The organism is Paraburkholderia sp. WC7.3g, from assembly GCF_050436345.1.
GTDB lineage: Bacteria > Pseudomonadota > Gammaproteobacteria > Burkholderiales > Burkholderiaceae > Paraburkholderia > Paraburkholderia podalyriae.
Genome location: NZ_JBNDMA010000002.1, coordinates 3,914,512 through 3,926,494 on the forward strand (window position 1 = coordinate 3,914,512; position 11,983 = coordinate 3,926,494).

Below are 11,983 nucleotides of genomic sequence, written 5' to 3' on the forward strand. Positions count from 1 at the left end.
TCGCCCAGACACCTGCGGGAACCGCGGTACAAAAAAGGCGCCGGGAGGAAACTTCCGGCGCCTTTTTGCATTCGTCGTCGGTGAAGCTTCGCGCGCAAATTCAGCGCGAAACGAGTGAACTGCCGCTCACAGGCAAACCGGCTCCGCCTCCAGTTCCACGCCGAATCGCTCGGACACGTCGCGCTGGATCGCCCGCGCCAGCGCCAGCAGTTCCGAGCCGCTTGCGCCACCGCGATTCACCAGCACCAGCGCCTGCCGCTCATGCACGGCCGCCGCGCCCATCGCGCGGCCCTTCCAACCGCATCGGTCGATCAGCCAGCCCGCTGCCAGCTTCACACGGCCGTCCGCTTGCGTATACGACACGATTTCCGGCTCGCGGCGCTTGAGCGCCTCGAACTGCGCGGCGTCGATCACCGGATTCTTGAAGAAGCTCCCCGCGTTGCCCAGTTCGCGCGGATCGGGCAGCTTGGCGCGCCGCACGGCGACGACCGCATCGAAAATGGCCTGCGCGGTCGGCTGCATCGCCGCATCATCGGCTTCCCCGGCGGCGGCCGCATGACCGCGCGCCGCCAGCTCGCGCGCAAGATCCGCGTAGCCCGCGCGCGGCTGCCACGCCTTCGGCAACCGGAACGTCACCGACGCGATCACGAAGCGCTCGCGCCCTTCCCGCTTGAAAAAGCTGTCGCGATACCCGAACTGGCACGCATCGGCGTCGAGCTCGACCGCCTCGCCGGTCGCGAGCTCGATCGCCCGCAGCGACGCGAAGCGTTCGCACAATTCGAGCCCGTATGCACCGATGTTCTGGATCGGCGCCGCGCCAACCGTCCCAGCAATCAGCGCGAGGTTCTCGAGGCCGGGCATGCGCTGCGCCAACGTCCACGCGACGAACTCGTGCCACGGCTCGCCGCCGGCCGCCTCGACATACCACGCGTGCTGATCCTCGCGCACCACGCGGCGGCCGCGCAGCGCCACCAGCAGTACGAGCCCGGCGAAGTCGCCGGTCAGCACGACGTTGCTGCCGCCGCCGAGCACGAGGCGCGGCAGGCCCGCGACGCGCGGATCGCGCACCGCGGCGAGCAACTGCTCCTCACGCTCGATCAGGCACGCGAACTGCGCGCGCACGTCGAAGCCGAACGTATTGTGGGCCTTCAGCGGATAGCCGGAAATGAGGGACGCGACAGTGGAAGCGGCAAGAGCGGATCGGGACATCGGAGTGGCAACAGGGCAACGACGGGAAGCAACGAGAAGCAACGAAAACGACCAATGACGCGTACGACGACTGCAACGACGCCGCCCGACGCCGGATCGCCCGCCGTCACGACGCAGCGCGGCGGCCTTGGGCAAAAGAGAGCGGCGTCGGTAAAATGACGTCCGGTCCGTGATTATAGCGAGTGCCCCGCGCGCAGCCGACCGGCCGCGTCGCGCACTGCCGCACTATTGGGAGAAAGCAATGCCATCGTTTGACGTCGTCTGCGAAGCGAACATGATCGAAGTCAAGAACGCGATCGAACAGTCCAACAAGGAAATTTCCACGCGTTTCGACTTCAAGGGGTCCGACGCGCGCGTCGAACACAAGGAAAACGACATCACCGCGTACGCCGACGACGACTTCAAGCTCGGTCAGGTGAAGGACGTGCTGCTGTCGAAAATGGCCAAGCGCAACGTCGACGTGCGCTTCCTCGACTACGGCAAGATCGAGAAGATCGGCGGCGACAAGGTCAAGCAGGTCATCAAGATCAAGAAGGGCGTGTCGGGCGATCTGTCGAAGAAAATCGTGCGTCTCGTGAAGGACAGCAAGATCAAGGTGCAGGCGAGCATTCAGGGCGATGCGGTGCGCATCACCGGTGCGAAGCGGGACGATCTGCAAAGCGTGATCGCGATGCTGCGCAAGGACGTGACCGACACGCCGCTCGACTTCAACAACTTCCGCGACTAGGCGGCACGGCGCGCGAGGCTTGCAACGCGCCTTGCGCGCACTCGACAACGCTTCACATCGAGCCGGGCGATGCGGCTCAGCCCACTTCAGAGATCGTTGCCCGCCGCCGGACTCGCGACCTTCTTCTTGTCGCCGATACGGCTCTCCTGCCCCCGCATCAGCTTCGCGATATTGCCGCGATGCCGCCACACGAGCAGCAGGCTCATCACCAGAACCGCGAGCGCCACGATGCGCGGTCCGAACAGGAATACATAGAAGAGCGGCGCGAACAGCGCCGAGCACAGCGCCGCCAGCGACGAGTAGCGGGTAAAAAACGCGACGATCAGCCAGGTCAGCAAGGTTGCGACGCCGAGCGTCGGATTGATCGCGAGCAAAACGCCCGCCGCGGTCGCGACGCCCTTGCCGCCCTTGAAGCGAAAGAAGATCGGATACAGGTGGCCGAGGAACACCGCGAGCGACGCAATCGCGATCGAGCGCTCGTCGAGCCCGTAACGCCCGCCGAAATGCACGACCAGCCACACCGGCAGCCAGCCCTTGAACGCGTCGCCGATCAGCGTCAGAATCGCGGCCTTCCTGCTGCCGCTGCGCAGCACGTTGGTGGCGCCCGGGTTGCCCGAGCCGTACGAGCGCGGGTCGTCGAGACCCATCGCGGCGCTCACGATCACGGCAAACGACAGCGAACCGATCAGATAGGCAACGACAGCGACGATCAGGATTTGCATCTGGGACTCTTATAAGGATCGCGGTCTGACATTCGATACCCCAACCGCAACAGGGCATGCCCGTCGAAACAGGGCGGCGCACATTCTACCGAACGTGCCAGCGCGAAAAACATTCAGGCAAACGTCAACTCGCGCATCCGCGTCAGTCCACGCTCGCGCATTGCACCGGTTTTGCTGCTAGCAGATTGGTGAGCACCTTTGGCTCGATGCTAACGAGAAAGCCGCGCCGCCCGCCGTTCAACCAGATCCGGTCCATCTCGAGAATGGTCGACTCGACATACACCGGCATCTGCTTGCGCGTACCGAACGGCGACGTGCCGCCGATCAGATAACCCGAATGCCGGCTCGCAACCTCGGGCTTGCACGGCTCGACGCGCTTCGCGCCGATCTGCCGCGCGAGATTTTTCGTGCTGACGGTACGATCGCCGTGCATCAGCACGATCAACGGCTTCGCGTGCTCGTCTTCCATCACCAGCGTCTTCACGACGTGACGCTCGTCGACGCCGAGCTGGCGCGACGATTCCGCGGTGCCGCCATGCTCGACGTAGTCGTAAGGATGCTCGCCGAACGTCACGCCATGCCGGCGCAGCAGCTGCGTGGCGGGGGTTTCGGACACGTGTCTGGATTTGCTCATCGGCGCATTGTAATGGCGAGTGGGCACCACGGCTATTTGCCGGATGGCCAATTGTGCGGGTTCGACGTTTGTGGCACGATCGTTCGAAAATATGCCGGCGTGGTGCGAGATACTGCACACAGGGCAAGCGAATTGGTAAAGAGGAGACAGCGTTGAAGCAGGCTTCATCCATCCGTTCCACGATCGACATCCCCGCGCTGCTCGCCGCCCTGCCCCCTCGCATCAGCGACATTCCGGCGCTCGCCGCCGCGCGCGATCCGCGGCATGTCGCGCTGATCGAAGATGCGCGCCGTCTGACCAGTGCGCAACTGCTGCAGGCCGTCGATGCCGCCGCCGCGCTGTTGCGCGGCTGGGGCGTGCGCGGCGGTGATCGCGTGATGATCGTCGCGGAGAACAGCATCACGCAAATCGTGCTGCTGTTCGCGACCGCGAAGCTCGATGCGTGGGCGCTGGTGTCGAATGCTCGTCTGTCGGCCGCCGAACTCGATTCGATCCGCGCGCATGCGCAACCGCGCGTCGTCGCATATGCGGTCGAAAGCTCGCCCGATGCGCGCCAGCATGCGCAGCGTCATCAAGCGACACCGGCACCCACGCTATCGCCGGACATCGGCGCATGGTCGTATGCGGCGGACGTCAGCGTACAAGCCGAACCGCTCGAAGCCGCCAGCGACCGCCAATGCGCGGCACTGATCTACACGACCGGCACCACCGGCGCGCCGAAAGGCGTGATGCTGTCGCATCGCAACCTGCTGTACATCGCGGCCGTGTCGAGCCGGCTGCGTCAGGTCGGGCCCGACGACGTCGTCTATGCGGTGCTGCCGATCTCGCACGTGTATGGCTTCGCGTCGGTGTGCCTCGGCAGCCTGCATGCGGGCGCGACGCTGCGGCTTGCGCCGCGCTTCGTGCCCGAAGCGGTGCGCCGCGCCCTCGCCAGCGAGCGCGTGTCGATCTTCCAGGGCGTGCCGGCGATGCACGCGAAGCTGCTCGAACATCTGCACACGCACGACCACGCGTGGTCCGCGCCGCGGTTGCGCTTCGCGTACTCGGGCGGCTCGCCGCTCGACGCCGCGCTGAAGGCGCAGGCCGAAGCGGTGTACGGTCTGCCGCTGCACAACGGCTACGGGATGACCGAAAGCAGCCCGACCGTGTCGCACACCATGCTCGACGCGCCGCGCGCCGATTGCTCGGTCGGCGAGGTCATTCCGGGCGTCGAGGTGAAGTTCGTCGGGCTCGACGGCGGCGCAGCCGCGCCGGGCGAGATCGGCGAACTGTGGGTGCGCGGGCCGAACGTAATGCTCGGCTACTACCGCAACCCTGAGCAGACCCGCGCGAGCGTCACCGAGGACGGCTGGCTGAAGACCGGCGACCTTGCGCGGCAGGACGCGGACGGCGCATTGCATATCGTCGGGCGCAGTAAGGAGCTGATCATCCGCTCGGGCTTCAACGTGTATCCGGCCGAGGTCGAGCACGTGCTGAACGCGCATCCGCAGGTCGTGCAGTCGGCGGTGATCGGGCGCGCGGTCGAGGGCAACGAGGAGGTGATCGCGTTCGTCGAGCTGACTGCCGGCGCGACGGTCACGCTCGCGGAATTGATGACCTGGTGCGGCGAGCGGCTCGCGCCATACAAGCGGCCGGTCGAGCTGAAGGTGCTCGCGGCGTTGCCGGCCGCGTCGACCGGGAAGATTCTGAAGCACAGGTTGCGCGAATTGTTGTGAAGCGCGGCGGCCACCCCCCTCGCTTCACGTCGTGCTCACCCGCGCGGATGATGCTGCGCATGCAGCGATTTCAGCCGCTCTCGCGCGACGTGCGTATAGATCTGCGTCGTCGAAATATCGGTGTGACCGAGCAGCAATTGCACGACGCGTAGATCCGCGCCGTGATTGAGCAGATGGGTCGCGAACGCGTGCCGCAGCGTGTGCGGCGACAACGGCGCATGGACGCCCGCAGCCTGCGCGTGTCGCTTGATGATGTTCCAGAACTGCTGGCGCGTCATGCCTTCCGCGCGTGCCGTCACGAATAGCGCATCGGCCGCGCGCGGGCCGAGCAGCGCCGGGCGTGCCTCGCGCAGATAGCGCTCGATCCACGCGTGCGCCTCTTCGCCGAACGGAACTAGCCGCTCCTTCGAGCCCTTGCCAGTGACGCGCACGACGCCTTCGTTGAGTCCCACCTCGACGGTTTTCAGCGTGACCAGTTCGGTCACGCGCAAGCCGCTCGCGTACATCAACTCGAGCATCGTGCGATCGCGCAAGCCGAGCGGCGTGTCGATGTCGGGTGCGCCGAGCAACGCTTCGACCTGGACCTCGCTCAACGTCGAAGGAAATCGCGGCGGCTGCTTCGCCGAGCGGATGCGCAAGGTCGGATCGGCGGCCGCGCGATGCTCGCGCACCGCCCATGCGTAATAGCGGCGAAACACCGACAGCCGGCGGTTCGCCGAGGTCGCCTTATCCTTTTGCCGCGCCGCGCTGTAGGCGTTCAGGTCGGCTTCGCTCGCGATGTCGAGCGACGCGTTGCGCGTGTGCGCGAGCCATTCGCAGAAGAGCCGCAAGTCGCGGCGATACGCGTCGAGCGTGTTGCGCGACAGGCCATGCTCGAGCCATAGCGCGTCGCAGAAGGCGTCGATCGATGCGGAGCTGGTCAGCAGCAGCGGTGATGCGACGGCTGTGTCTTCGACGTGTATAGCGGTATCGGTGGTGGTGCTCGTGCTCATACGTACGGCACACCTTCATGCGCGAGCAACCAGCGCTTCACGTTGCGGAAGAAACCGTCGCCGCCATCATGCGCGAAGCCGCCGATGCCGCTCGAACTCACCACGCGGTGACACGGAATCACGATCGGAAAGAAATTGGCGCCGCACGCCTGGCCGACCGCGCGCGGCACGCTGCCGAGCTGCTTCGCGAGTTGTCCGTAAGTCAGCACGACGCCGGGCGGGATGTCGCTGATCGCCTGCCACACGCGCCGCTGGAACGCGGTGCCGCACTCGGCGAGCGGCAGCTCGAACTTCGCTGACGCGTGCTCGAAATAACGCTCGATCTGTTCGGCCACCTCGCGTGCGAGCGGCGTGTCGGGCGTGACGTTGCGCGTCGAGTCGGGCAGATAGACGATCTCGCGCACGGCTTCGCCTTCGAGCCGGATGCCGATCTTGCCGAACGGCGCATCGATCACTGCGTTGAACATGATTGCCTGCTCCTCTAGCGTGCCAGATTGCCGACACCGAATTGCCACGACTTTACGCCGCTTCGAGCGCCCACTCCACATGCTCGCGTACGAGCGCGGACGGATCGTCGACCCGCTGCCTCAACGCCCGCACGATCGCGGCACGCGCATCGGCGTCAAGGCTCGCGGGCGCGGCACGCAACGCGTTGCCCATGCCGACCGCGAGATTGCGCAGCCAGCTCTCATAACCGATGCGGCGAATCGCGCTGCCCTGCATGCGCGTATCGAAATCCTGGGCGCTCCACGAGAACAGTTCGACCAGCGACGCGCGATCGAGCCCATGCCGCACGTCGAAATCGGCGACGGGCGCGGCCTGCGCGAACTTGTTCCATGGACACACGAGTTGGCAGTCATCGCACCCGTACACGCGATTGCCGATCAGCGGCCGCATGTCGAGCGGAATACTGCCCTTCAGCTCGATCGTCAGATACGAGATGCAGCGCCGCGCGTCGACCTTGTATGGCGCGACGATCGCGCCGGTCGGACAGGCGCCGATGCAGCGCGCGCAGCTACCGCAATGCGAGCCCGGCGTTTCGGGCGCGACCTCGGGCGACGTGTCGGCGTCGGTCGGCAGCGGCACATCGACATAGATCTCGCCGAGGAAAAACAGCGAACCGGCGTCGCGCTGCAGCAGCAATGTGTGCTTGCCGCGCCAGCCGATGCCGGCTTTCTGCGCGAGCTCGACTTCGAGCACCGGCGCCGAGTCGGTGAACACGCGATAGCCGAACGGACCGATCGCCGCCTCGATCCGGTCGGCCAGTTGTTGCAGGCGCTGACGCATCACCTTGTGATAGTCGCGGCCGCGCGCATAGATCGAGACGACCGCCGTCGACGGGTCCGCGAGCCGCGCATGCTCGGCCGCGCGCCAGTCGCCCGCACGGGGTGTCGGGCGTGAGGCGGGTTGCGCTACGTCTTGCGGCATGCTTTCACCCCGCGTCTGCGCGGGCAAATAGGCGATGCGCGCGGTGATCACGCGTCGCGTGCCGGCCACAAGCTCGGCCGGCCGCGCGCGTTTCATGCCATGTTTGGCCATATAATCCATCTCGCCGTGGCAACCCGCTTCGAGCCACGCTGCAAGCGGCGCTTCCGCGGCCGACAGATCGGTATCGCTAATGCCGATCGCCCCGAAACCGAGTTCACGGCCCCACGTCTTGATGTCGAGCGCGAGCGCACCAAGCGCCGCTTCGTCGAAACGGGACGTTGCATCAGAAGCTCGCGCGGCATCATCGGCCGATGCGGGCGTGCGGGAAACAGGGGACTTCGGACTTCGGTTCATCACGCTATTTTACGAGAATGCCCGTCAATTCCGATCACGCGACGCTACCGTCCGCGCCCGTCCTGTTCGAACGCTCTTTCGCGCTCGCCGACGAAGCCGCCACGCAGGCGTTCGGCGCGCGCTTCGCACAGGCGATCGAAAGCGTGCGCGCAGCCTCGCAGCCGGGACCGCGAACCCAGCCGGGCACCGCAAGCGGCCTCGCGTTCCACGGCCTGCAAGTGCAACTCGTCGGCGATCTCGGCGCCGGCAAAACCACGCTCGTGCGCGCGACCCTGCGCGGGCTCGGCCACAGCGGCCGCGTGCGCAGTCCGACTTACACGCTCGTCGAACCGTATGTGCTCGAGCGGCCCGCCGGGGAACTCGCGCTCTATCACTTCGATCTGTACAGATTCACCGATCCGGCCGAATGGGCCGACGCGGGCTTTCGCGAATATTTCGACAGCGGCGCGGTCTGCCTCGTCGAATGGCCGCAACGCGCGGGCCCGCTGCTCGGCGTGCCGGATCTCGTCTTCTCGCTCGGGCTCGCCGGCAACCCAGGCGCAAACGCAGACGCACGCGTACTCGTCGCACGCGCCTATAGCGAATCAGGAAAGGCATGTCTCGAAAGATGTTAATCAAACCCTTCCACTCGATCGAATCGGCGGCAGGCGCAACGCATAACTGGCGGCGCCGGCAGATCCTGCGCGCCGGTGCATCGACGCTCGTGCTCGGCCTCGTCGCGCCGCGTCTGGCGTTGGCGAGCTCGGTGCTCGGCGTGCGCGTGTGGCCCGCGCGCGACTACACGCGCGTGACGATCGAATCCGATCAGCCGCTGCAGAACACGCAGCAACTGCTGCAGGGACCGGACCGGCTCGTCGTCGATCTGAACGGCCTCGATCTCGATCAGGCGCTGAAGGATCTGGTGTCGAAGATCACGCCGAACGATCCGCAAATTTCGTCGGTGCGGGTTGGGCAGTATCAGCCGCACGTGGTACGCATGGTGTTCGATCTGAAGGGCTCGGTGAAGCCGCAGGTATTCGCGTTGCCGCCGGTCGGCGCGTACAGGTACCGGCTCGTGTTCGACCTTTATCCGGCTGTCGCGCCCGATCCGTTGATGGACCTGCTCGCGCAGACCGAGCGCAAGCAGCAGGCGCTCAACGAAGAAAACAGCGCGCCGCCCGCGACGCTCGCCGGCCCCGGCACGGCGCCGCCCGCCGACAACAGCGAGGCGTTCTTCGAGCGTTACGCGCAGAACGGCGGCGCCGGTAGCGGGGCCGCGGGCGTGCCGCATCCGCCCACGCATGGCACGACGGCGCCGTCAGCGCCGGTCATTGCCGGCAGACAGGCAACGCCCTCCGCGCCCTCCGCGCCCTCCGCGCCACTCGCGCCGCCCGCCGCGATCGCCCGCAACAAGGGTGGCAACGGCGCCGCGCACGGCCTCGACAACGATAACCTCGCCAATAGCGACGACACCTACGCGTTCACCACGCCCAAGCCGGGCCGCGGCAACACCGTGCGACTGCTCACCGTCGCGATCGATCCGGGTCATGGCGGCGAGGACCCGGGCGCGATCGGCGGCGGCGGCACCTACGAGAAACACGTCGCGCTCGACATCGCGAAGAAGCTGCGCGCGAAGATCGACGCGCAGCCGAACATGCGCGCGATGATGACGCGTGACGCCGACTTCTTCGTGCCGCTGAACGTGCGCGTGCAGAAGGCGCGCCGCGTCGGCGCGGACCTGTTCGTGTCGATCCACGCGGACGCGTTCACGACGCCGGAGGCGAAGGGCTCGTCGGTGTTCGCGCTGTCGGAGCACGGCGCGTCGAGCGCGGCCGCGCGCTGGATGGCGAACAAGGAGAACTCGTCGGATCTGATCGGCGGCATCAACATCAAGTCCGACGACGCCACCGTGAACCGCGCGCTGTTCGACATGTCGACCACCGCGCAGATTCGCGACTCGATGCGCTATGGCAACTTCGTGCTCAAAGAGATCGGCGACATCAACAAGCTGCACAAGGGCTCGGTCGAGCAGGCCGGCTTCGCGGTGCTGAAGGCGCCGGACATCCCGTCGATCCTCGTCGAGACCGCGTTCATCAGCAATCCGGACGAAGAGCGCCACCTGAACGACGACGCGTACCGCGAAAAGATGGCCAACGCGATTCTGACCGGCATCAAGCGCTATTTCGCGGCGAATCCGCCGCTCGCGAAGAGCCGCATGACGTGATCACCGTTGCTCAGCGCGCCGGCATCACGCGCTGCACGAGCCAGCCGCCGAACACGTTGACCGCGAGCCCCGCCATCACGAGCAGCGCGCCCGCGACCTGCGTCGCGGAAAGCTGCTCGCCGAGCAGCAGCGACGCCGACGCGAGTCCGACGATCGGCACCAGCAGCGAGAACGGCGCGACCTGGCTCGCCGGATAGCGCGACAGCAGGCGGCTCCACAAGCCATAGCCGATCAACGTCGCGATCAACGCCAGGTAGACGATCGCGAAAATCGACAGCGCGCTGATGCCGCTCAGCGCGGCGGCGATCTCGCGCGGCCCTTCGAACACGAACGACGCCGCGAAAAACGGCAGCGGCGGAATCAGGCTGCCTCACACGACCAGTCCGACCAGATCGATCTTGCCGACCTTCTTGGTGACGATGTTGCCGAGCGCCCACATGCACGCGGCACCCAGCGTCAGCACGAAACCGGCGAGCGACATCGTGTGGCCGCCCCGCAGGCCGATCACCGCGAGGCCCGCCGCGGCGATCAGCAGACCCGCGACGTTCGGCAAACGCAAGCGCTCGTGCAGAAACAGCGCCGCGAAGATCAGCGTAAAAAACGCCTGCGCCTGCAGCACCAGCGACGCGAGCCCCGCCGGCATGCCGACGTACATCGCCGAGAACAGGAACGCGAATTGCCCGAACGAGATCGTCGCGCCGTAGGCGAACAGCCACCGCCACGGCAGCTGCGGCCGCTTGACGAAAAACACGGCCGGCACCGCGGCGAGCGAAAAGCGCAGCGCGCCGAGCAGCATCGGCGGCACGCCATGCAGGCCGACCTTGATCACGACGAAATTGACGCCCCACGCGATCACGACGACCAGCGCGAGCAGCAAGTCCCTGGGCGACATCCGGGTCTCCAATGTGATGGTCCGATCCGGCAGTGTAGCGGAGGCGGCGACGCCGGTTCATTGCGCCCGCCGATGACCCGCGTGTGCCCTTGCCGTCGGCCGCACGCGACGCGCAGTAGAATCGTCCACTCGAGCCTCTCCTTCCACTTTCCCGTCGAGCCTGCCATGACTTCGTCGATCAAAGCCGTCCTCAAACCGCATCTGCGCGACATCGGCAACCTGACCGTGCGCCGCGTGCTGCCGGCGATGGCGGCACGCCTCGTCGGCCCGTTCATCTTCTTCGACCACATGGGCCCCGCAACCCTGGAACCCGGCACCGGCCTCGACGTGCGCCCTCACCCGCACATCGGTCTCGCGACCGTCACCTATCTGTTCGACGGCGCGATCATGCATCGCGACAGCCTCGGCTCCGAACAAAAAATCGTCCCAGGCGACGTCAACTGGATGACGGCCGGGCGCGGCATCGTCCATTCGGAGCGCACGCCGCCGGAAGACCGCGCGCGCGGCCAGAAGATTCACGGCATCCAGACCTGGGTCGCGCTGCCGCTCGCCGATGAAGACACCGAGCCGTCGTTCGCGCATCACGCGGCGGCGACCTTGCCGGTCGTCGAGCGCAACGGCGTGACGCTGCGCGTGATCGCGGGCACCGCGTTCGGCGCGGTGGCGCCGGTCGCGACGTTCTCGGGCACGCTGTACGTCGCCGCCGACTTCACGCCGGGCAGCGCGTTCGCGCTCGAACCGGAGCACGAAGAGCGCGGCGTGTACCTGGTGGAAGGCGATCTGGAGATCGACGGCACGCCGCTCGAGGCGGGCGCGATGGCCGTGCTCGCGCTCGACGAAACCGTCACGCTCGCGAGCACGCACGGCGCGCGCGCGATGCTGCTCGGCGGCGAGAAGCTCCACGGCGAGCGCTTCATCGAGTGGAATTTCGTCGCGAGCTCGCGCGAGAAGATCGAAGCCGCGAAGCTCGCATGGACCAATCAGGAAATGGGCCAGGTGCCCGGCGAAACCGACTGGATTCCGCTGCCGCAGCACAAGTAACGGCGCCGGACCCGCGCAACAGGGTACGCATTGAATTCGTGCGATTCGGCCCCACGTGGCTACAAA

The 11,983-nt window shown here is 66.6% G+C and carries 11 protein-coding genes and 1 pseudogene; 5 read left to right on the forward strand and 7 right to left on the reverse strand.

Annotated elements, in window-relative coordinates:
* Window positions 1-126 precede the first annotated feature (126 nt).
* Window positions 127-1,209 (reverse strand): UDP-N-acetylmuramate dehydrogenase, encoded by a 1,083-nt coding sequence (gene murB, locus OKW43_RS29625; protein WP_187637900.1) that lies wholly within the window; start codon window positions 1,207-1,209, stop codon window positions 127-129.
* A gap of 241 nt (window positions 1,210-1,450) precedes the next feature.
* Between murB and OKW43_RS29630 the strand changes: the two genes are divergently transcribed.
* Window positions 1,451-1,936 (forward strand): YajQ family cyclic di-GMP-binding protein, encoded by a 486-nt coding sequence (locus tag OKW43_RS29630; RefSeq protein WP_187637899.1) that lies wholly within the window; start codon window positions 1,451-1,453, stop codon window positions 1,934-1,936.
* An 86-nt stretch (window positions 1,937-2,022) separates the two neighbouring features.
* Here OKW43_RS29630 and plsY read toward each other — a convergent pair whose 3' ends face one another.
* Both plsY and ybaK read right to left on the reverse strand, forming a co-directional pair.
* Window positions 2,023-2,658 (reverse strand): glycerol-3-phosphate 1-O-acyltransferase PlsY, encoded by a 636-nt coding sequence (gene plsY / locus OKW43_RS29635; RefSeq protein ID WP_429451319.1) that lies wholly within the window; start codon window positions 2,656-2,658, stop codon window positions 2,023-2,025.
* Window positions 2,659-2,800: 142 nt separating this feature from the next.
* Window positions 2,801-3,292, reverse strand: coding sequence for a Cys-tRNA(Pro) deacylase (gene ybaK, locus OKW43_RS29640; protein WP_187637897.1), 492 nt, complete (start codon window positions 3,290-3,292; stop codon window positions 2,801-2,803).
* A gap of 152 nt (window positions 3,293-3,444) precedes the next feature.
* Here ybaK and OKW43_RS29645 point away from each other — a divergent pair, with 152 nt between their 5' ends.
* Window positions 3,445-5,007 (forward strand): class I adenylate-forming enzyme family protein, encoded by a 1,563-nt coding sequence (locus OKW43_RS29645; protein ID WP_429451321.1) that lies wholly within the window; start codon window positions 3,445-3,447, stop codon window positions 5,005-5,007.
* A 35-nt stretch (window positions 5,008-5,042) separates the two neighbouring features.
* Here the strand turns inward: OKW43_RS29645 and xerD are convergent, their stop codons facing one another.
* From xerD to queG, 3 genes are read right to left on the reverse strand one after another with little or no spacing between them, the layout of a single operon-like run.
* On the reverse strand, window positions 5,043-5,999 hold the full coding sequence (xerD, locus tag OKW43_RS29650) for a site-specific tyrosine recombinase XerD (RefSeq protein WP_429451323.1): 957 nt from the start codon (window positions 5,997-5,999) through the stop codon (window positions 5,043-5,045).
* Complete coding sequence (locus OKW43_RS29655) at window positions 5,996-6,466, reverse strand: methylated-DNA--[protein]-cysteine S-methyltransferase (RefSeq protein ID WP_429451325.1); 471 nt, start codon at window positions 6,464-6,466, stop codon at window positions 5,996-5,998. Before OKW43_RS29655 ends, xerD begins: the two co-directional genes overlap by 4 nt.
* Before the next feature lie 52 nt (window positions 6,467-6,518).
* On the reverse strand, window positions 6,519-7,781 hold the full coding sequence (gene queG / locus OKW43_RS29660; RefSeq protein WP_429451327.1) for a tRNA epoxyqueuosine(34) reductase QueG: 1,263 nt from the start codon (window positions 7,779-7,781) through the stop codon (window positions 6,519-6,521).
* Window positions 7,782-7,798: 17 nt separating this feature from the next.
* On the opposite strand from queG, the gene tsaE reads away from it, so the two are divergent.
* Together tsaE and OKW43_RS29670 are read left to right on the forward strand one after the other, a co-directional pair.
* Entirely contained in the window at window positions 7,799-8,395 is a 597-nt protein-coding gene (tsaE, locus tag OKW43_RS29665; RefSeq protein ID WP_429451329.1) for a tRNA (adenosine(37)-N6)-threonylcarbamoyltransferase complex ATPase subunit type 1 TsaE, read from the forward strand.
* Entirely contained in the window at window positions 8,389-9,984 is a 1,596-nt protein-coding gene (locus OKW43_RS29670) for an N-acetylmuramoyl-L-alanine amidase (protein WP_429451331.1), read from the forward strand. Before tsaE ends, OKW43_RS29670 begins: the two co-directional genes overlap by 7 nt.
* Window positions 9,985-9,994: 10 nt before the next feature.
* Here the strand turns inward: OKW43_RS29670 and OKW43_RS29675 are convergent.
* Window positions 9,995-10,876 (reverse strand): annotated as a pseudogene (locus tag OKW43_RS29675) (EamA family transporter).
* A 165-nt stretch (window positions 10,877-11,041) separates the two neighbouring features.
* Between OKW43_RS29675 and OKW43_RS29680 the strand changes: the two are divergent.
* A complete protein-coding gene (locus tag OKW43_RS29680) occupies window positions 11,042-11,917 on the forward strand; it encodes a pirin family protein (protein WP_187637889.1) in 876 nt (291 codons plus the stop codon).
* The last annotated feature ends 66 nt before the right edge of the window (window positions 11,918-11,983 follow it).